Source organism: Hymenobacter sp. BT188 (assembly GCF_014333585.1).
Classification (GTDB): Bacteria; Bacteroidota; Bacteroidia; order Cytophagales; family Hymenobacteraceae; genus Hymenobacter.
On sequence record NZ_JACSCW010000002.1, the window covers coordinates 382369 to 403168 of the forward strand.

Sequence of the window (20800 nt, forward strand, 5' to 3'; positions counted from 1 at the left end):
GAACCTATATTACCTTACATTTGCACTCCCAATTGAGACATTTGTTTCGTGGGGTGCATTTTTTACGGGCGTAGTTCAAGGGTAGAATAGAGGTCTCCAAAACCTTTGATGGGAGTTCGAATCTCTCCGCCCGTGCAAAAAGGCCGTTTGTGCGGTCAAATCTTAAAGCCTAACCTGGCTCCAGACATGAGTAAGCTGACAAATTACATCCGCGAGACTACTGAGGAGATGCGTTACAAAGTAACGTGGCCTTCTTTTGAGGAACTGCAAAAGAGTGCCGGTTTGGTACTACTTGGTTCACTCATCTTTGCTGCTGTCGTTGGTCTGATGGACTTAGTGTTCAATACAGGCTTGGAGGCTTTCTACAATTCATTCCGTTAATCGGCTGATCAATGGGAGAATTGAAATGGTATGTAGTTCGTTCTGTGAGCGGACAGGAGAAGAAAGCTAAGCAGTATCTGGAAACAGAACTTGGCCGACACAACCTGACGGAAATGGTGCCACAGGTGCTAATTCCAATTGAGAAAGTATTCGAAATGCGCAACGGTAAGAAGCGCGTTCGGGAACGTAACCTCTACCCAGGTTATATTATTATTCATGCCGATCTAACCCACGGTGAGGTTGATCACATTATTACTAGCACGCCGGGTGTTATCGGATGGGTGGGTGATAAGGATAGCAAAACTGCCTCTAGTAAGCCCGCTCCATTACATATTTCAGAGGTTAACCGCATTCTGGGTATTGTAGATGAGCAGGAAGAGCAAACGGCATCATTGGAAACCCCTTTCATCACAGGTGAGCTTGTTAAAGTAATTGACGGCGCATTTAGTGGATTCTCAGGTACTGTTTCTGAAGTGTTTGAAGAGCGTAAGAAGCTCAATGTAATCGTTAAAATTTTCGGCCGTAGCACTCCAATGGAATTGAGCTATACACAGGTCGAAAAGGAATCATAAGATCAAGATTTTATCGTCGCTGGCTAGTCGCTTCGAGTCAGTGATGCTTCCACATAGTATAATTCGAAGCAAATTTTAAAACTGATGGCCCACGGTGTTACGACCAGCAAGCCTGAAGCCTTTTAACACCAATGGCCAAAGAAATTAAAGGTTATCTGCGACTGCAGATAAAGGGAGGCGCCGCGAATCCTTCGCCGCCGGTTGGACCTGCACTTGGTAGCAAAGGCCTTAACATCATGGAATTTTGCAAGCAGTTTAATGCTCGCACCCAGGATAAGGCCGGCCAGGTATGTCCCGTTTTGATCACCATGTACACCGACAAGTCTTTTGACTTTGTGGTGAAAACGCCCCCCGCGCCGGTATTGCTGCTCGAAGCTGCAAAAATACAAAGTGGGTCGAAGGAGCCTAACCGTAACAAGGTTGGCTCGGTTACCTGGGATCAGGTGCGCCAGATTGCTGAAACCAAAATGACTGACCTCAATGCTTTCAAGATTGAGTCGGCTATGAAGCTTGTGGCTGGAACAGCCCGTAGCATGGGTATCACCGTCAAGGGCGATTCTCCCTTTGCCAACTAACTTTTAATCCTAGAAAAGCTCATGGCAAAAGTTAGCAAGAAACGCAAGGAAGCCCTTGCCAAGCACGACCTGACGCAAGTACGGTCACTAGTTGAGGCAGCGAAAATAGTGAAGGACATTACTTACACTAAGTTCGACTCATCTGTTGATATCGATGTGCGTTTGGGCGTTGACCCCCGTAAAGCCGACCAAATGGTACGTGGCGTAGCCACATTGCCCCACGGTACTGGCAAAACCGTTCGTGTACTAGCTCTAGTAACACCTGATAAAGAAGCTGAAGCAACTGCTGCTGGAGCCGACTTTGTTGGCCTTGATGACTATATCTCGAAAATCGAGAAAGGCTGGACTGATATCGACGTGATCATCACAATGCCGTCAGTAATGGCTAAAGTAGGCCGTTTGGGTCGTGTACTTGGTCCTCGTGGTCTGATGCCTAACCCTAAGTCAGGTACTGTTACGACTGACGTAGCTAAAGCTGTGCAAGAAGTAAAAGCTGGTAAAATCGACTTCAAAGTTGATAAGACAGGTATCATTCACTGCAGCGTAGGCAAAGTATCATTCGACGACAACAAACTCGCCGAAAACGCTTTCGAAGTGATTCAAACGCTAACGCGTCTGAAGCCTTCGTCGGCTAAGGGTACTTATATCAAGAGCATCACGCTTTCGAGCACGATGAGCCCGGCTGTTCCGGTAGACACGACGGTAACTTCCGCCTAACTAACTGACGACGAACTATGACCCGGGAAGAAAAACAAGACCTCGTCAACGAGTTGAGCGAAAAGTTTCAATCGCACAACGCGTTCTATATTACGGATGCCTCTACGATGTCCGTGGCGAAGATTAACGATTTCCGTCGCCTGTGCTTCAACCGCGGGATGGAGTACAAAGTGTACAAGAACACGTTGATCCGAAAAGCACTCGATACCCTCGGTGGTGATACTACCGAGATGGACGAAGCTTTAAAAGGCCAATCAGGCATCCTGTTCTCAAAAGAGTCAGGTAATGCACCAGCCAAATTGTTAAAGGATTTCTACAAGCAGCAGAACTACAGCAAAACTGCAGTTCCTAAGCCAGCACTAAAAGGCGCACTTATTGACAGTGGCGTTTACGTTGGTGTTGATAAGTTAGAAATGCTTAGCACTATTAAAGGCAAGCAGGAACTCCTCGGTGAAATCATCGGGTTGCTGCAATCACCTGCCAAGAATGTTATCTCTGCTCTGTCGAGCGGCGGCAGCAAACTGGCTGGTATCCTTAAGACACTTTCCGAAAAAGAAGAGGTTGCAGGCTAACCGCTGCTCATCTTTTTCACTTTCAATTTCCAAACGATTCAATAACCTTTTTTTAACAATCTACAGAAATGGCAGATTTGAAAGCATTCGCTGAGCAGCTCGTTAGCCTGACGGTGAAAGAAGTAAACGAACTGGCTACTATCCTGAAAGACGAGTATGGCATTGAGCCTGCTGCGGCTGCTCCAGTAATGATGGCCGGTGGTGGTGGTGGCGCTGCTGCTGAAGCTCCTGAGGAGAAGACCTCGTTCGACGTAATCCTGAAGGCTGCTGGCGGCGCTAAGCTGGCTGTAGTTAAATTGGTGAAAGACCTGACTGGTCTTGGCTTGAAAGAAGCTAAAGAACTAGTTGACGGTGCTCCTAAGCCTTTGAAAGAAGGTGTTACCAAAGACGAAGCCGACACGCTGAAGAAGCAACTGGAAGAAGCCGGCGCTGAAGTAGAAGTTAAGTAAGCTGCGGCCCGCTTTTTCTCCTATAAACTTGGATAGGCCTGGCAACTAAGCCAGGTCTTTTCCTGTTTGTAGGCTATAAGTTTTAATAAAATGCCCCCCAGCGCCGCATTGCGGCTTTTCGTGCCTACGGGTACGTAGGTGGGATTGGTCAAGTTGACCAGAGTGAGTAAGCTTCAGTGTCCATTTCTTAAGACCCAAACGCATTGGCTACACCGAAAGCAGAGGCTTTACAGAAAGCCGTTGAGCGAATCAATTTCGCCAAGATTAAAAAAGTTATCGAGTATCCGGACTTCTTGGACGTGCAACTGCAGTCGTTTCAAGATTTCTTCCAGTTGGAGACTGCGGCCGAAAGCCGTGCCGACGAGGGCCTATTTAAGGTGTTCGCAGAGAACTTTCCAATCTCGGACTCGCGCGAGAACTTTGTGCTGCAGTTTATGGATTATCACGTCGATCCGCCGAAATATTCGGTCGACGAGTGTATTGACCGTGGTTTGACTTACTCTGTCCCGTTGAAGGCTAAGCTTCGTCTTATCTGCAACGATACGGATAATGAGGACTTCGAGACGATTGAGCAGGAAGTATTTTTGGGAAATATCCCTTACATGACAGAAAAAGGCTCTTTCGTTATCAACGGTGCCGAGCGTGTTATTGTGTCGCAGTTGCACCGGTCCCCTGGTGTATTCTTCGCCCAGAGCAAGCACACAAACGGTACTAAGCTGTACTCAGCGCGTATCATTCCGTTCAAAGGTTCGTGGATTGAGTTTGCCACAGACGTGAACAACGTGATGTACGCCTACATCGACCGGAAGAAGAAGTTCCCGGTAACGACTCTGCTCCGTGCTATTGGTTACGGAACTGACAAAGACATTCTCGACCTGTTCGGTTTGTCGGAGGAGGTGAAGGCTGAGAAGAAGAGCTTGAAGAAAGCAGTAGGCCGTAAGTTGGCTGCTCGGGTACTACGTACTTGGACTGAAGACTTCGTGGATGAGGATACTGGTGAAGTGGTATCTATCGACCGTAACGAAGTTCTGTTGGAGCGTGACTCCACTATTCAGGAAGAAGACATCGATGTAATCCTGAATGCAGGTCCGAAGTCTATCATTCTTCACAAAGAGAATGTGAACATTGCGGACTTCGCCATTATCTATAACACCCTACAGAAGGACAACTCCAACTCGGAGAAGGAAGCTGTGGAGCAAATTTATCGTCAGCTCCGTAACACGGAGGCTCCTGACGAAGAAACTGCTCGTGACATTATCCAGAAACTGTTCTTCTCTGATAAGCGCTACGACCTCGGTGACGTTGGTCGTTACCGCATCAATAAGAAGCTTGGTCTTGATAAGAACTGGGAAGCTCGGGTACTGACCAATGAGGATATCGTTCTCATCGTAAAATACCTGATCGGTCTTATTAACTCGAAGGCAGTAGTCGATGACATTGACCACTTGTCTAACCGTCGGGTACGTACGGTTGGGGAGCAGCTTTATGCCCAGTTTGGTGTAGGCCTGGCCCGTATGGCGCGTACTATCAAGGAGCGTATGAATGTGCGCGACAACGAGGACTTCAAGCCAGTTGACTTGATCAACGCTCGTACGTTGTCGTCAGTTATTAACTCCTTCTTCGGCACGAACCAACTTTCTCAGTTCATGGACCAGACCAACCCGTTGGCCGAGGTGACGCACAAGCGTCGCGTATCGGCACTGGGGCCAGGAGGTCTATCACGAGAGCGTGCTGGTTTTGAAGTACGTGACGTGCACTATACCCACTATGGTCGTCTTTGCACCATCGAAACTCCTGAGGGACCTAATATCGGCCTGATCTCTTCATTGTGCGTTCACGCCCGCGTGAATGGCATGGGCTTTATCGAAACTCCTTACCGCGCAGTAAAAGAAGGTAAGGTTGACGTAAGTCACGAAGTGAAATATTTGACCGCTGAAGAAGAAGATACTCACCACATCGCGCAGGCTAATGCTCGCATCGATGATAAGGGTAACTTCTTGTCAGAATTGGTTAAAGGCCGCTTCGAAGGCGACTTCCCAGTTGTAGAGCCAGCCGAGTATTCCTATATGGACGTTGCGCCTAACCAGATTGTATCAGTAGCTGCTTCGTTGATTCCTTTCTTGGAGCACGATGACGCTAACCGGGCACTGATGGGCTCGAACATGCAACGTCAGGCTGTGCCGCTTCTCCGTCCTGAAGCTCCTATCGTGGGCACGGGTTTGGAGGGACGTACTGCTATTGACTCGCGCACGCTGGTTGTAGCCGAAGGTGATGGTGAAATTGATTATGTAGACGCTAATAAGATTATCGTTCGCTATGATCTGACTGCTGAAGATGTACTTGTGAGCTTTGATGCTGAACGAGTATCCTACGACCTTATTAAATTCCGTCGTACTAACCAAGACACTTGCATTAACCTCACGCCACTGGTGAAGAAAGGCCAGCGGGTAACGAAGGGCGAGCCGCTGTGCGAAGGTTATGGTACCAATAAGGGTGAGCTAGCTCTAGGTCGTAACATGCAGGTGGCCTTTATGCCATGGCAAGGTTACAACTTCGAGGATGCTATCGTTATCTCAGAACGTGTAGTTCGCGACGATATCTTCACTTCTATCCACATTGAGGAATTCGAGCTAGAAGTTCGGGAGACGAAGCGTGGTGAGGAGGAGTTGACGTCGGAGATTCCCAATGTGAGCGAGGAAGCTGTTCGTAACCTCGACGATAACGGTATTATCCGTTTGGGTGCAGAGGTGAAGGAAGGCGACATACTCATCGGTAAGATCACCCCTAAGGGTGAAACTGACCCAACGCCTGAAGAGAAGCTTCTTCGCGCCATCTTTGGCGACAAAGCTGGTGATGTGAAAGACGCTTCACTTAAGGCGCCGCCATCTTTGAATGGTGTGGTTATCGGTACCAAGCTGTTCTCGCGTCCGAAGAAAGACAAGAACCTGCGCGCTAAGTCGAAGAAGGAAGTAGAAGAGTTGAAAGACCGCTACGCCCAAGAGCTTCGGAGTGTGAAGGCAGTGATGGTTGACAAACTAGTGCAGCTTTTGGAGGGCAAAACCTCTCAGGGTGTAAAACACAAGTTTGGCGACGAGATCTTGTCGAAAGGTGTGAAGTTCGGTAAGAAGAACGTCACCGAGGCGCTCTTCCCCGAGAAGAACCCTTATAAGGATGAGAGCAACTACGCTGTACCGGAAGAGGTAAATATGTTCAAGGACCTAATCCTAGAGAACTGGACCGCCGATGAGAAAGTGAATAACATGCTGCTGCAATTGGTGAAGAATTACGCCAAGCGCCGAAACACTATTACGGCTCGTTTCAAGCGTGACAGGTTTACCCTGGAAGTAGGTGATGAACTCCCCGCAGGTATCGTGCAGCTGGCCAAAGTGTACATCGCCAAGAAGCGTAAGCTGAAGGTAGGGGACAAAATGGCTGGTCGTCACGGTAACAAGGGGGTTGTAGCCCGCATCGTACGCGATGAGGATATGCCTTTCTTGGCTGATGGTACGCCAATGGACATCGTGCTTAACCCGCTCGGTGTACCAAGCCGCATGAACATCGGTCAGATATATGAGACTGTATTGGGTTGGGCTGGCTTGAAGCTAGGCCGTACCTACGCTACCCCGATTTTCGATGGTGCTACCGAAGAGGAAGTATCCCGCGAGTTGGCAGAAGCTGGACTGCCGCACTTCGGTCGCTCCTACCTACACGATGGTCTCACTGGTCAGCAGTTCGACCAGCCGGTGACCGTAGGTGTCATCTATATGCTGAAACTGGGTCACTTAGTTGATGATAAGATGCACGCTCGTTCCATCGGACCATACTCGCTCATTACGCAGCAGCCGCTAGGTGGTAAGGCACAGTTTGGTGGTCAGCGCTTCGGCGAGATGGAAGTGTGGGCGTTGGAGGCCTTCGGTGCTTCGAACGTGCTACAGGAAATCCTGACGGTGAAGTCGGACGACGTTGTCGGCCGAGCCAAAGCTTACGAAGCCATCGTGAAGGGTGACGTGCTACCTAAGCCAAATATCCCTGAGTCATTCAACGTACTCATTCATGAGTTGCGTGGACTGGCGCTGGAAATCACGCTTGATTAATGCTTGAAATTAATGGCTGCTGGTGTTTCAATACCAGCAGCCAATTCTTGCTTCACTTAAACCTAAATGACTGCTCTTCCATTTCTGTTTGGCGGTGTAAGGTTGATTTTAGGATTAGTAATATTGATTAAGACGTTAGGAATGTTTGGTCAAACAGCCAACCCTGATAGCTTTTTCAAAAAACGCCAAGGTGTTTCTGTTGTCTTGGCTACTTTTTTAATTCTATCGGGTCTTTACACTTTGCTTTTCTCCACAGTTGATACATATAATATGTAGTCTAAGGCAAGCTAATTGTAACGCATAATGCTAATAGCTCAATAGATACTTTTCAGGCGATGTTCCGAGACAAGGTCAGAACATCAATATCAAGCCTGATGAGTTTTACGAGAGTTTGATTGTAAAATTGACCTGGCGAAAACCTACTGTGTGGCGTACCTGTCCGACCCACAGAGCACTTTTTGCGGAGTCAAACTGTTATTTTCTTCTCGACTTCTCATAAGCGCGACGAAATTAATTAACAGAAAAAAAGCCAACAGCTAATAAAAGCTACCATACATGGCATTTGCAAAGAATAAAAAACTGGTGCAGGACTTCTCGAAAGTCACTATTTCGCTGGCCTCGCCCGAATCCATCTTAGAGCGGTCGAATGGGGAAGTAGTGAAACCCGAGACTATAAACTACCGGACGTATAAACCCGAGATGGGGGGGCTTTTTTGCGAGCGGATTTTTGGTCCTGTGAAGGACTGGGAATGCCACTGCGGTAAATACAAGCGCATCCGTTACAAGGGCATCATCTGCGACCGTTGCGGCGTGGAGGTAACTGAGAAGAAGGTGCGTCGGGAGCGTATGGGCCACATCGAACTGGTGGTGCCTGTTGCTCACATCTGGTATTTCAAGTCCCTGCCCAATAAAATCGGTTACTTGCTGGGCCTGCCTACCAAGAAGCTTGACCAGATTATCTACTACGAGCGCTATGTGGTAGTTCAGCCTGGTGTATTAGCCGAAGAAGGCGTACAGCAGCTTGACTTCCTTACCGAAGACGAGTACTTGGACATCATCGATAAACTTCCCCGCGAGAATCAGATGCTGCCCAATGAAGACCCCAATAAATTTATTGCCCGGATGGGGGCTGACGCGCTGCAACTTCTGTTGGAGCGTACCAACCTCGACGAGCTTTCCTATAGTTTGCGTGACTCTGCAGCCCACGAGACTTCGCAGCAGCGTAAAGCTGATGCGTTGAAGCGTCTGCGTGTAGTAGAAGCTTTCCGCGACGCGGCTACTCGTATCGAGAACAAACCTGAATGGATGGTGATTCGCATGGTGCCGGTGATTCCACCGGAGCTGCGTCCGCTGGTTCCATTGGATGGGGGGCGTTTTGCTACCTCCGACTTGAATGACCTATACCGTCGCGTTATTATCCGTAACAACCGCCTCAAGCGCCTGATCGAAATCAAGGCTCCTGAGGTGATTCTGCGGAACGAGAAGCGCATGCTGCAGGAAGCTGTTGACTCGCTCTTCGACAACTCGCGTAAGGTGAATGCCGTGCGCGCCGAAGGTAACCGTGCGCTGAAGTCGCTGTCCGATATGCTGAAAGGCAAGCAGGGCCGCTTCCGTCAGAACTTGCTCGGTAAGCGTGTTGACTACTCTGGCCGTTCGGTTATTGTGGTTGGCCCTGAGTTGAAGCTACATGAGTGCGGTCTGCCTAAGAACATGGCAGCTGAGCTGTTCAAGCCATTTATTATCCGGAAGCTTATTGAGCGCGGTATCGTGAAGACGGTGAAATCAGCGAAGAAGATTGTTGACCGTAAGGATGCCGTAGTGTGGGATATTCTGGAGAACGTGCTGAAAGGCCATCCAGTCCTGCTCAACCGTGCTCCTACCTTGCACCGCTTGGGTATCCAGGCTTTCCAGCCTCGCCTGATCGAGGGTAAAGCTATCCAACTGCACCCACTCGTTTGTACGGCATTCAACGCTGACTTTGACGGTGACCAGATGGCTGTGCACGTTCCGCTAGGACCGGCCGCTATCCTAGAAGCCTCAACGCTAATGCTGGCTTCGCACAACATTCTGAACCCAGCCAACGGCGCGCCTATCGCGGTACCGTCGCAGGACATGGTACTCGGTCTGTACTACGTAACCAAAGGCAAGCGCAGCACCGACGACGAGAAAGTACAGGGCGAAGGCCGTGTATTCTACTCGGACGAGGAAGTTGTTATTGCTATCAATGAAGGTCAGCTTTCGAAGCACGCCTTTATTAAGGTACGTACGAAAGTGCGGAACGAGAATGACGAGCTTGTTACCAAGATTATCGAGACCGTAGCTGGCCGTGTTCTGTTCAACCAGTTGGTTCCTGAGGAAGTAGGCTTCGTTGACGAACTACTGACTAAGAAGAAGCTTCAGCAGATCATCTCGCTTGTATTCAAGCGTACGGGTATGGCCCGCACGGCTCAGTTCCTCGACGACATCAAGACGCTGGGCTTCCAGTCGGCTTACAAAGGTGGCTTGTCGATGGGTCTAGGTGATATTCAGATTCCAAAGGAGAAGGATGCTCTTATCGCTCAGGCGCAGGCCGACGTGGTAGCAGTAACCCAAAACTACCAGATGGGTCTGATTACCGATAACGAGCGTTACAACCAGGTTATCGATATTTGGACGCGTATCAATAACCAGATCACGGAGACACTCATGGGCCGCCTCGAAAAGGAGAACCAGGGTTTCAACTCGATCTACATGATGATGCACTCCGGTGCTCGTGGCTCACGTGAGCAGATTCGTCAGCTCGGCGGTATGCGGGGTCTGATGGCTAAGCCTCAGAAATCGCTGCAAGGCTCAGTAGGTGAGATTATTGAAAACCCGATTCTGTCTAACTTCAAAGAAGGTCTGGACGTTATCGAGTACTTTATCTCAACCCACGGTGCTCGTAAAGGTCTTGCCGATACAGCTCTGAAAACAGCTGACGCTGGTTACTTGACTCGTCGTCTGGTAGACGTATCGCAAGACGTTATTGTAAACGAGGTAGACTGCGGTACTCTTCGTGGCCTAGAGGTTTCGGCCTTGAAGGATAACGAGGACATCGTAGAGTCACTTGCTGAGCGTATTCTTGGCCGTGTTGCAGTTCACAATGTTGTGAACCCGCTGAATGACGAGATAATCTTGGCCGCTGGTGAGGAAATTACCGAGGAAATCACTCGCCTAATTGACAATACAGCTATTGAGACGGTAGAAATCCGTTCGGTACTGACTTGTGAATCGAAGCGTGGTATCTGCGCTAAGTGCTACGGTCGTAACCTGTCTTCTGGCCGCATGGTACAGAAAGGTGAAGCCGTTGGTGTAATCGCCGCTCAGTCCATCGGTGAGCCTGGTACCCAGCTTACCCTGCGTACCTTCCACGTAGGTGGTACTGCTTCTAACATTGCTGTTGAAGCTAGCATCCGTGCTAAGTTCGCTGGCACGGTCGAGTTCGAAGATATTCGTACGGTAGCTACTACTACCGACGAAGGTGTGAAGGGCAAAGTAGTAATGGGTCGCTCAGGAGAGGTTCGGATTGTAGATTCTGCCACTGGCAAAGTCTTCATTTCAAACCACGTTCCTTATGGCTCTTTCCTGATTGTTGACGAAGGTCAGCAAGTGGAGAAGGGCGATGAGCTTTGCAACTGGGATCCTTACAACGCTGTCATCCTTTCGGAGTTTGATGGTACGGTTCAGTATGACGCTATTACGGAAGGCATCACTTACCGTGAGGAGTCGGATGAGCAGACGGGTCACCGCGAAAAGGTTATCATAGAGTCAAAAGCCAAGGATCAGAACCCATCGATCATCGTTAGAGCCGCTAAGAAAGGCGACACTGAAGGTCAGAAGGGTTACAGCATCCCAGTAGGTTCTCACCTTAACGTGGAAAATGGCGACAAGATCAAGGCTGGTCACATTCTGGCTAAGATTCCTCGCGCTATTGGTAAGACTCGCGACATCACCGGTGGTCTGCCCCGAGTGACGGAACTGTTCGAAGCCCGTAATCCATCGAACCCGGCCGTAGTGTCGGAAATCGACGGTGTGGTAACGTATGGTACAGTGAAGCGTGGTAACCGTGAAATCTTCATTGAGTCGAAAGACGGCGTGAAGAAGAAGTACATGGTGCCGCTGTCCAAGCACATTCTAGTGCAGGATAACGACTTCATTCGTGCTGGTATGCCGCTCTCCGATGGTGCTATTACGCCATCCGACATCCTGAGCATTCAGGGCCCGGGTGCTGTACAGGAGTACCTCGTGAACGAGATTCAGGAAGTATACCGCTTGCAGGGTGTGAAAATCAACGATAAGCACATTGAGGTGGTAGTTCGCCAGATGATGCAAAAGGTGGTTATCCTTGATGCCGGCGACACGACTTTCCTCGAAAATCAGGTGATTGATAAGATCGTCTTCATGGAGGAGAACGATACCATCATCGACATGAAGGTGGTAACCGATGCTGGCGACTCTACGGAGTTGAAGCCTGGTCAGATTGTGAGTGCCCGCCGCCTGCGCGACGAGAACTCCAGCCTGAAACGCCGTGACTTGAAATTGGTGGAAGTGCGCGACGCACAGCCTTCCGTTTCGCGTCCGACCTTACAAGGCATCACCCAAGCCTCATTGGGTACGCAGAGTTTCATCTCGGCCGCTTCCTTCCAGGAAACGACCAAGGTACTTAGCGAAGCGGCTATCCGTGGCAAAGCTGATGAACTGCTAGGCCTGAAGGAGAACGTAATTGTTGGTCACCTCATCCCGGCTGGTACCGGCTTGCGCGAGTACACTCGCCAGGTTGTGGGCTCGAAGGAGGAGATGGAAGCAGCTGCCGCTGCTCCTAAGGCTGACACTGAAACGAAGCGCCCCGCTCGCGCAAGCAAGCGTGAGGCTTCTATTCAGGAGTAGTATTTGATACGTGAGTAAAGAGAAAAGCCGACTGGATACTTTCCGGTCGGCTTTTCTCTTTTCACTAATTTTGATTTCAATCTATTATTTGCTTCCAACCTTACCTTATGAATCTCCCTCCTGATCAAAATGCCCCCCAAGATCCGAACGCAATTAATATTGAGCTGTCAGAGCAAATTGCGGAAGGTGAGTACGCCAATCTGGCTATGATAGCGCATAGCAGTGGGGAGTTTGTTATTGACTTTATCCGACTGATGCCGGGCTTGCCAAAAGCGAAGGTTAAAGCTCGCATTGTTATAACACCAGAACACGCTAAGCGCCTACTTGCCGCGCTAGCTGATAACGTAGACCGTTTCGAGCAGACATTTGGACCGATAAAATCTCAGCCTGATATGCCAAACTTCCCGATGAATTTTGGCGGTACAATGGGGGAGGCGTAAACATTGTAAGTAAGCTGAACCTTATCAGGGTGTTTGTAGCTTATTTATAAACAACTCGAAAAAGCCCCCCAGCTGCTATTTGCGACTTTTTGGGGCAAATATGAGAGTGTTATGTATGGTTAAGTGGAGTGAGAGATAAGTTACTTGCTATAAAGCACTTTCCCTAAAACAAACTATTTCAACCTGTTTGCTATTGTAAAGCAACTTCTATACCTTTGCAAGCCTAATTTTTTGGGAGAGAACCCTCCTTGACAAACCATTCCGTAGATGCCTACCATCAATCAGTTAGTACGAAAGGGAAGAGAAAAGCTGACGACTAAGTCAAAGTCGCCGGCACTCGATTCCTGCCCGCAGCGCCGTGGCGTTTGCACCCGTGTATATACCACTACGCCCAAGAAGCCAAACTCGGCGATGCGTAAAGTCGCTCGTGTGCGTCTCACCAACGGCAAAGAAGTCAACGCCTACATTCCAGGCGAAGGCCACAACCTGCAGGAGCACAGCATCGTGCTAATTCGCGGTGGCCGCGTGAAGGACCTTCCCGGTGTACGTTATCACATCATCCGCGGTGCTCTTGATACCGCTGGCGTAGGTGGTCGTACCCAGCGTCGTTCGAAGTATGGCGCTAAGCGTCCGAAGCCAGGGCAGCCCGCTGCAACCGGCAAAGGCGGTAAGCCAGCACCCGGCAAGAAAAAATAATTAAATAAGAGATGAGTAGTAAGAAGTGAGAGGTGAGACGCAGTTCTTATCTCACTTCTCACTTCTCGGTACTCACTTCTGATAAAATGAGAAAGTCAAAACCAAAGAAGCGCATTCTCCTGCCCGACCCTAAGTACAAGGAGACGCTGGTAACCCGTTTCGTCAACTACATGATGTATGACGGAAAGAAGAACTTAGCTTACACCATTTTCTACGATGCCTGCGAACTAGTAGAGCAGCGCACCAAGGAGAATGGCCTCGAAATGTGGCGCAAGGCTTTGAACAATGTAATGCCGACTGTAGAAGTAAAGAGCCGCCGCGTAGGTGGTGCTACCTTCCAAGTGCCGATCGAAGTTCGTCCTGATCGTCGTATTTCAGTAGGTGCCAAGTGGATGATTCAATACGCTCGTCGTCGTGGTGAGAAGACCATGAAAGATAAACTGGCCGGCGAAATCATCGCCGCTGCTAAAGGCGAAGGTGCTTCAGTGAAAAAGAAAGACGATACGCACCGGATGGCGGAAGCCAACAAGGCTTTCTCGCACTTCCGTTTCTAAAGGAGAAAATTAGGGACTTGGGGACTAAGGAGCTTCAGGAGATGTTGTATCATTTCTACGCTCTTTGGTCCCCAAGCTCTTAAGACCCTACAAATAAAATGGCTAAACAAGACCTCAAATACCTCCGCAACATTGGGATTATGGCGCACATCGACGCCGGTAAGACCACGACTTCGGAGCGCATTCTGTATTACACAGGCAAAACCCACAAGATCGGGGAAGTGCACGAAGGTGCCGCCACGATGGACTGGATGGAGCAAGAGCAGGAGCGGGGCATCACGATTACGTCGGCTGCTACTACTACCTTCTGGAACTATCCAACAGACGCCAGCGGTGAACCCACAAGCGAAACCAAGCAATACAAAATTAACTTGATTGATACTCCAGGCCACGTTGACTTTACCGTAGAGGTAGAGCGCTCGTTGCGTGTACTGGATGGAGCTGTTGCGTTATTCTGTGCAGTATCAGGTGTAGAGCCTCAGTCGGAGACTGTATGGCGTCAGGCTGATAAGTACAAAGTACCCCGCATCTGCTTCGTTAACAAGATGGATCGTGCCGGTGCTGACTTCTTCAAGGCTGTAGCTGAGATTAAGGATAAGCTAGGTGCGAACCCAGTTCCATTGCAAATTCCGATTGGCGCCGAAGACACTTTTAAAGGTGTAGTTGATTTGCTGACCGGTAAGGCAATCGTATGGGATGATGCTACACAAGGCAAAGCCTATCACGAGATTCCCGTACCCGAGGATCTGGTGGAGACGGTAGCCGAATGGCGTCAGAAACTAATAGAAAGCGTTGCCGAGTATGACGACGCTCTGTTGGAGAAGTTCTTCGAAGATCCAGAGAGCATCACACGTGAGGAAATGATGGTTGTTATCCGCCAGGCGGTTATCGACATGAAGTTTTCGCCGGTAATGTGCGGCTCAGCCTTCAAAAACAAAGGTGTTCAGTCGATGCTGGACGGTGTAATGGCTTACTTGCCTTCACCGCTGGATATGCCTCCCATCATTGGTACCAACCCAGATACCAATGAAGAAGAGGTTCGTCTGCCTACTACCGACGCACCATTTGCTGCTCTAGCTTTCAAAATTGCTACTGACCCCTTCGTAGGTCGCTTGTGCTTCTTCCGTTGCTACAGTGGTACGCTGGAAGCTGGCTCTTATGTGTTCAACAACCGTACGGAAAAGAAAGAGCGTATCTCGCGTTTGATGCAGATGCACTCTAACAAGCAGAACCCAATCGACCGCCTAGAGGCTGGTGATATCGGTGCTGGTGTTGGTTTCAAAGACATCAAAACGGGTGACACCCTCACTGATGAGAAGCACCGTTTGGTGTTGGAGTCGATGAGCTTCCCTGAGCCTGTAATCGGCTACGCCATTGAGCCTAAAACTCAGGCTGACGTTGATAAGATGGGTATGGCCATCGCTAAACTCGTAGAAGAAGACCCTACCTTGACCGTAAACACTGACCCTGAGACGGGCCAGACTGTATTGCGTGGCATGGGTGAGCTTCACTTGGAAATCATCATCGACCGCATGCGTCGTGAATTCAAGGTGGAGATTAACCAGGGTGCTCCTCAGGTTGCCTACAAAGAGATTCTGACCAAGAAAGTAGAGCACCGCGAGACTTACAAGAAGCAGACTGGTGGTCGTGGTAAATTTGGCGACATCGTATTCGAAATCGGTCCGAAAGAGACTGAGCCAGAAAAAGCTGGTTTTGAATTCGAGAATGCTATCGTTGGTGGTGTAATTCCCCGCGAATTCATAGCTCCAATTCAGAAGGGCTTTGAGGAAGCAATGAAGAACGGCCCTCTGGCTGGCTTCCCATTGGATTCCATGAAAGTTCGCTTGTTCCATGGCTCCTTCCACGACGTTGACTCGGACGCCCTGTCGTTCGAACTAGCTGCCCGTGGTGGTTTCCGTGAAGCGGCCCGTCAGGCTGGTCCCAAACTGCTTGAGCCCATAATGGCTGTTGAGGTTGTTTGCCCAGACGAGTACACTGGTCCCGTAACTGGTGACTTGAACCGTCGTCGTGGTATCATGAAGGGTATGGATACCAAAGCTGGTGCTCAACTCATCAAGGCCGACGTACCATTATCGGAACTGTTCGGTTATGTAACTGACCTGCGCACCATTTCGTCGGGTCGCGCTTCTGCTTCGCTCACCTTCTCTCACTACGAGCAGGTACCATCGAACTTGGCTGAAGGCATTGTTGCCAAAACCAAAGGTCACGCCGTTCGCTAATTCGCTTTCAAGACTTAAGACATGAACCAGAAAATTCGCATTAAACTCAAGTCCTACGATCACAACCTCGTAGACAAGTCGTCCGAGAAGATCGTGAAAGCGGTGAAGGCTACGGGCGCTATCGTGAGCGGTCCAATTCCGTTGCCTACTAAAAAGGAGAAGTTCACAGTTCTTCGTTCGCCCCACGTGAACAAGAAGTCGCGTGAGCAATTCCAGCTTTGTACGTACAAGCGCCTCGTTGACATCTACTCAACTTCATCGAAGACAGTAGATGCCCTGATGAAGCTTGAACTGCCCAGCGGTGTAGATGTAGAAATTAAAGTCTGAGGACTGGTTTCAACGGTCAACAAAAAAGCCCCCCGGATTGATTCTTGGGGGCTTTTTTGTTGCGTAAGTTATAATATGAGCTATAATTGTGCTCGTTTAAGATGTTTATATACAGTGTCCCTAGCCACCACTCTCACTGCTGATCGGACCGAACTATCAACTACGGCTAGTTTAGCATTGATACTTATTGGCCTTTTTACAAGTGACTTTCTATCTCAAGTTTCCACTATAGGTATATTATGCTTACTACTAACGGCACTGTTGCACAGCATTGCGCATCGGCAAATCATCCAAAAGAAGCAATAGCGAGTGTATGCTGCATTTACTGGTGTGTTCTTTCTACAATTGGTTGCAGGCCTCAACACAAGTGTAGCAAATAAGGTAGCATTCTTAGCTGATGTACAACAGCAGCTTCCTTTTCTGGTGCTGCCTAGATCATTCTGGCTGCTGCCACCGCTATCATCACGGACTTAGCGGCGACTTTACCTAATGTTCTATTATCTGGTTGTACTATCAGCGCTCGGAAGTACAGCTTATTATCTGCTGCATACAACTAAGATAAATCAGCTTTATTATCAGTCTCAGATTATGCCGACGGTTCCCGATTATATACGGTTTAGCCTGATGGTTACTTTGGCTGTAGCTATTGGGGGGCTTTTCTTATCAAATAATGTAGTTAAGAGAGGCCATCGAATAACAGTGTTTCTGGCAACTGCCTTTTTAATTCTGTATTTATACTTGCTATCGGTACGAAGCGGATTTATAGCTTTTAATATGCTGGATTTTGTAACGCTACTCTGGTATATGGCAAAACGACGCTATTTCCGGGCACTATGCACAGGAGGTCTTTTACTAATGCTTCCATTCCTAAGCTTTTGGTGCTTTCCTACCTTCTACAATAAATACTACAATACCAAAGATGATGTAGGGAGGGTGGAGGAGGTGAGTTCAGCTAATAACTTCTCGCTAGTCGGACGAGTGTATTCTTATAAAGTTGGCTTGCAGCTCGCGCAAGCACATCCTTTTGTAGGAGTGGGAAAAGCGGATATGGAGGATGAGATAACCACTTATTATAAAGCCGATTTTCCAGACATAAAACCATCAGCCTATCTGTTACCGCACAATCAGTTTCTATACGGCTTGGTGGCTTTCGGTGGGCTCGGTCTGCTAATTTTCATCGGGTGCTTTTACTACCCATTATATTGGTCCCTGACCAAAACGGCACCTTTGCTGATGGCTCAATACTTAATTATCTCCTTATACTTCCTAGCAGAATATAGCCTTGATCAGAAAAATAAAACAGGCTTATTATTCGCTTTACTATTCCTGTTATTACCAGTAAACGACCTGATGTCTCCGGGCCCGTTCAGAAGCAGGCTGGAGACTTAGCTAGCCTGGGAACCATTAAGCAGAAATGATTGATAAAGAGCCTGTAGCTTGTGGCTCCGAAACGTGGCGCCTCCAAAAATATTTTAAACCGTAGTTTGAATAAAGCATTAAAATTGTCTAGCTTTGCACTCCCATTACGAAAACGTCATAAGGGCGTTTTCTCTGTGTCTTCTTAATTAAATCAAAAACGAATGCCTGGCATCATCGGTAAAAAAATCGGTATGACAAGCCTCTTCACTCCGGACGGGAAAAACATTCCCTGCACGCTCATCGAAGCGGGTCCGTGCGTAGTGACGCAGGTTAAGACTATCGAAAAGGACGGCTACACAGCTGTTCAGCTCGGTTACGGCGAGAAAAAAGCCAAGAATACCACCAAAGCACTGGCTGGCCATTTTGCCAAAGCCGGTACTACTCCTAAGAAAAAACTTGTTGAGTTTCGCCTCGACGCAGAGTCTACGTACGCTGCTGGTGCCGAAATCAAAGCTGACCTTTTTGAGGAAGGCGAGTTTGTCGACGTAGTAGGAACCTCAAAAGGTAAGGGTTTCCAGGGTGTTGTGAAGCGTTACAACTTTGCTGGTGTGGGTGGTCAAACCCACGGTCAGCATAACCGTCTTCGTCACCCTGGTTCTATCGGTGCCTGCTCTTGGCCTTCACGCGTATTCAAAGGAATGCGCATGGGTGGTCGTATGGGCGGTGATCGTGTGAAGATCCAGAACTTGAAGGTAATGCGCATTGTAGCCGACAAAAACCTGATTCTGGTTAGCGGCTCGGTTCCCGGCGCCAAGAATTCTTATGTGGTCCTGGAAAAATAACGCGAGATGGAACTGTCAGTATATAACATCAAAGGCGAGGACACAGGCCGCAAGGTTACGTTGTCTGACGCTATCTTCGGTTTAGAGCCGAATGAGCACGTGATGTACCTCGACGTGAAGCAATACTTGGCCAATCAGCGCCAGGGCACGCACAAGTCGAAGCAGCGTCACGAAGTGCAGGGCACTACCAAGAAGCTCAAGAAGCAAAAAGGTACGGGCGGTGCTCGTGCTGGTAGCATGAAGTCGCCCGTATTCATTGGTGGTGGTCGCGTATTTGGCCCCCAGCCCCGTGACTACGGCTTCAAGCTGAACAAAAAGACGAAGCGGGTTGCTCGTTTGTCGGCTCTGAGTACGTTGGCTCAGGAAGGCAAAGTAGCTTTGGTAGAAACCATTACGTTAGATGCCCCCCGTACGAAAGATTTCCTTTCGATTCTGACTGGGTTGAAGCTGAACAACGGCAAGAAAACCTTGCTCGTAACCGGCGAAGCCAACAAGAACGTGCTGCTATCGGCGCGCAACATTCAGAAAGTGACCGTGGCTACGCCTGTTGCTCTGAACACGCACGACCTGCTTAACACGGATACCTTGTTATTGTCAGAGGACGGGCTGAAGTCGTTGGAACAACTTTATACCCCTGCTGAGTAATGAGCACGTTGAAGAAACCTATCGTGACCGAGAAGGCCACGGCGCTGAACGAAAAAGGTCAGTACGCTTTCGAAGTAGAGCGTACAGCTAATAAGGTTCAGATCAAAAAAGAGATCGAACAACTGTATGGTGTAACGGTAACGGGCATTAGCACGATCCGCACCAATGGCAAGATGAAGTCTAAATTTCAGAAAGGTGGTGCCGTATCAGGCCGTCGTCCTCATGGAAAGAAGGCTATCGTGACTGTGAAGGAAGGCGATATCATCGACTTCTATAGCGGTATATAAGCAGAGCTTACTCGCAAGCGCATTTTAAGATAAAATGGCACTCAAAAAACTAAGACCAACATCACCGGGTCAACGATTTCGCATCGCCCCGGCCTTCGACGAGATAACCACGTCGACGCCGGAGAAATCGTTGTTGGCACCCATGGAAAAATCCGGTGGCCGAAACAATTCGGGTAAAATGTCTAACCGCTACATCGGCGGTGGACACAAGCAGAAGTATCGTATCATCGACTTCAAGCGTGACAAAGCTGGTGTTCCAGCCACGGTGAAGACGATCGAGTACGATCCTAACCGCACGGCGCGCATCGCTCTACTTAACTACGTTGATGGCGAGAAACGTTATATCATCGCTCCCGCTGGCTTAGAAGTGGGTACTACTGTAGTTGCTGGCCCTGGGGTCGCTCCTGAAGTAGGCAATGCTTTGACATTGCGCGAAATGCCCCTTGGTACTATTGTTCACAATATTGAACTTATGCCTGGTGGTGGTGCTGCTATCGCTCGCTCTGCTGGTACTTATGCTCAGTTAGTGGCACGCGAGGATAAGTATGCTACGCTGAAATTACCTTCTGGTGAGATGCGTATGGTGCTCGTTACCTGCATGGCTACGGTTGGTACCGTTTCAAATGGCGACCATATGAACGTGCGCCTTGGCAAAGCTGGTCGCAATCGTTGGATGGGCCGTCGTCCACGTGTACGTGGTGTTGCAATGAACCCAGTCGATCACCCAATGGGTGGTGGCGAAGGCAAATCGTCAGGTGGTCACCCACGTAGCCGTAATGGCATTATTGCTAAGGGTCAGAAGACTCGCAATAAGAATAAGTACTCCGAGCAACTCATCGTAAACCGTAAAGGCAAAAAGTAAGCAATGGCACGTTCGCTAAAAAAAGGGCCGTACATTGACTTCCGGCTCGAGAAGAAAGTAACGGCAATGGAAGATTCTGGTAAGAAATCAGTGGTGAAGACTTGGTCGCGTCGCTCGATGATTTCGCCAGACTTCGTAGGCCACACCTTCGCTGTACACAATGGGAATAAGTTTATCCCAGTGTACGTGACTGAAAACATGGTTGGACACAAGCTCGGTGAGTTCGCACCTACACGCAACTTCCGTGGCCACGTAGCCAAAAAAGATAAAGGCAAGCGCTAAG

At 49.1% G+C, this 20800-nt stretch carries 20 protein-coding genes and 1 tRNA gene; all 21 read left to right on the plus strand.

From position 1 onward, the window contains the following. Positions 1-64 precede the first annotated feature (64 nt). A tRNA-Trp gene (locus H8B13_RS05670) sits at positions 65-135 on the plus strand. A 51-nt stretch (positions 136-186) separates the two neighbouring features. After that, positions 187-381, plus strand: coding sequence for a preprotein translocase subunit SecE (gene secE, locus H8B13_RS05675; RefSeq protein WP_133271645.1), 195 nt, complete (start codon positions 187-189; stop codon positions 379-381). 11 nt (positions 382-392) lie between these two features. After that, a complete protein-coding gene (gene nusG / locus H8B13_RS05680; RefSeq protein WP_133271646.1) occupies positions 393-953 on the plus strand; it encodes a transcription termination/antitermination protein NusG in 561 nt (186 codons plus the stop codon). 131 nt (positions 954-1084) lie between these two features. Next, entirely contained in the window at positions 1085-1528 is a 444-nt protein-coding gene (gene rplK / locus H8B13_RS05685) for a 50S ribosomal protein L11 (protein WP_187309860.1), read from the plus strand. A 21-nt stretch (positions 1529-1549) separates the two neighbouring features. After that, positions 1550-2245 (plus strand): 50S ribosomal protein L1, encoded by a 696-nt coding sequence (rplA, locus tag H8B13_RS05690; RefSeq protein WP_133271648.1) that lies wholly within the window; start codon positions 1550-1552, stop codon positions 2243-2245. A gap of 17 nt (positions 2246-2262) precedes the next feature. Further along, positions 2263-2817, plus strand: a complete 555-nt coding sequence (gene rplJ, locus H8B13_RS05695; protein ID WP_187309861.1) for a 50S ribosomal protein L10 — start codon at positions 2263-2265, stop codon at positions 2815-2817. Positions 2818-2885: 68 nt separating this feature from the next. Next, on the plus strand, positions 2886-3266 hold the full coding sequence (rplL, locus tag H8B13_RS05700; RefSeq protein ID WP_084445969.1) for a 50S ribosomal protein L7/L12: 381 nt from the start codon (positions 2886-2888) through the stop codon (positions 3264-3266). 203 nt (positions 3267-3469) lie between these two features. Further along, positions 3470-7360: a DNA-directed RNA polymerase subunit beta gene (gene rpoB / locus H8B13_RS05705; protein WP_222841344.1), complete on the plus strand. Its 3891-nt coding sequence runs from the start codon at positions 3470-3472 to the stop codon at positions 7358-7360. A gap of 66 nt (positions 7361-7426) precedes the next feature. After that, a complete protein-coding gene (locus H8B13_RS05710) occupies positions 7427-7636 on the plus strand; it encodes a hypothetical protein (RefSeq protein ID WP_187309862.1) in 210 nt (69 codons plus the stop codon). A 279-nt stretch (positions 7637-7915) separates the two neighbouring features. After that, complete coding sequence (gene rpoC, locus H8B13_RS05715) at positions 7916-12265, plus strand: DNA-directed RNA polymerase subunit beta' (protein WP_187309863.1); 4350 nt, start codon at positions 7916-7918, stop codon at positions 12263-12265. Positions 12266-12372: 107 nt separating this feature from the next. Continuing rightward, the gene (locus H8B13_RS05720) at positions 12373-12705 is read left to right on the plus strand and encodes a DUF3467 domain-containing protein (protein WP_187309864.1); all 333 of its coding nucleotides are present in this window, start codon (positions 12373-12375) and stop codon (positions 12703-12705) included. A gap of 267 nt (positions 12706-12972) precedes the next feature. After that, entirely contained in the window at positions 12973-13401 is a 429-nt protein-coding gene (gene rpsL / locus H8B13_RS05725) for a 30S ribosomal protein S12 (RefSeq protein WP_084445982.1), read from the plus strand. A gap of 86 nt (positions 13402-13487) precedes the next feature. Next, the gene (gene rpsG / locus H8B13_RS05730) at positions 13488-13955 is read left to right on the plus strand and encodes a 30S ribosomal protein S7 (RefSeq protein WP_100337277.1); all 468 of its coding nucleotides are present in this window, start codon (positions 13488-13490) and stop codon (positions 13953-13955) included. A 98-nt stretch (positions 13956-14053) separates the two neighbouring features. After that, on the plus strand, positions 14054-16195 hold the full coding sequence (fusA, locus tag H8B13_RS05735; RefSeq protein WP_187309865.1) for an elongation factor G: 2142 nt from the start codon (positions 14054-14056) through the stop codon (positions 16193-16195). Between the two features lie 21 nt (positions 16196-16216). Next, positions 16217-16522: a 30S ribosomal protein S10 gene (gene rpsJ, locus H8B13_RS05740; RefSeq protein WP_084445992.1), complete on the plus strand. Its 306-nt coding sequence runs from the start codon at positions 16217-16219 to the stop codon at positions 16520-16522. A 489-nt stretch (positions 16523-17011) separates the two neighbouring features. Continuing rightward, positions 17012-17911, plus strand: coding sequence for an O-antigen ligase family protein (locus tag H8B13_RS05745; protein WP_187309866.1), 900 nt, complete (start codon positions 17012-17014; stop codon positions 17909-17911). Between the two features lie 191 nt (positions 17912-18102). Further along, positions 18103-18723, plus strand: coding sequence for a 50S ribosomal protein L3 (rplC, locus tag H8B13_RS05750; RefSeq protein WP_133271654.1), 621 nt, complete (start codon positions 18103-18105; stop codon positions 18721-18723). A 6-nt stretch (positions 18724-18729) separates the two neighbouring features. Next, entirely contained in the window at positions 18730-19368 is a 639-nt protein-coding gene (gene rplD / locus H8B13_RS05755; protein WP_133271655.1) for a 50S ribosomal protein L4, read from the plus strand. Beyond that, the gene (rplW, locus tag H8B13_RS05760) at positions 19368-19655 is read left to right on the plus strand and encodes a 50S ribosomal protein L23 (RefSeq protein WP_187309867.1); all 288 of its coding nucleotides are present in this window, start codon (positions 19368-19370) and stop codon (positions 19653-19655) included. Before rplD ends, rplW begins: the two co-directional genes overlap by 1 nt. Positions 19656-19689: 34 nt before the next feature. Next, complete coding sequence (gene rplB, locus H8B13_RS05765; RefSeq protein ID WP_187309868.1) at positions 19690-20517, plus strand: 50S ribosomal protein L2; 828 nt, start codon at positions 19690-19692, stop codon at positions 20515-20517. A gap of 3 nt (positions 20518-20520) precedes the next feature. Then, on the plus strand, positions 20521-20799 hold the full coding sequence (gene rpsS, locus H8B13_RS05770; protein ID WP_133271658.1) for a 30S ribosomal protein S19: 279 nt from the start codon (positions 20521-20523) through the stop codon (positions 20797-20799). Position 20800 lies beyond the last annotated feature (1 nt).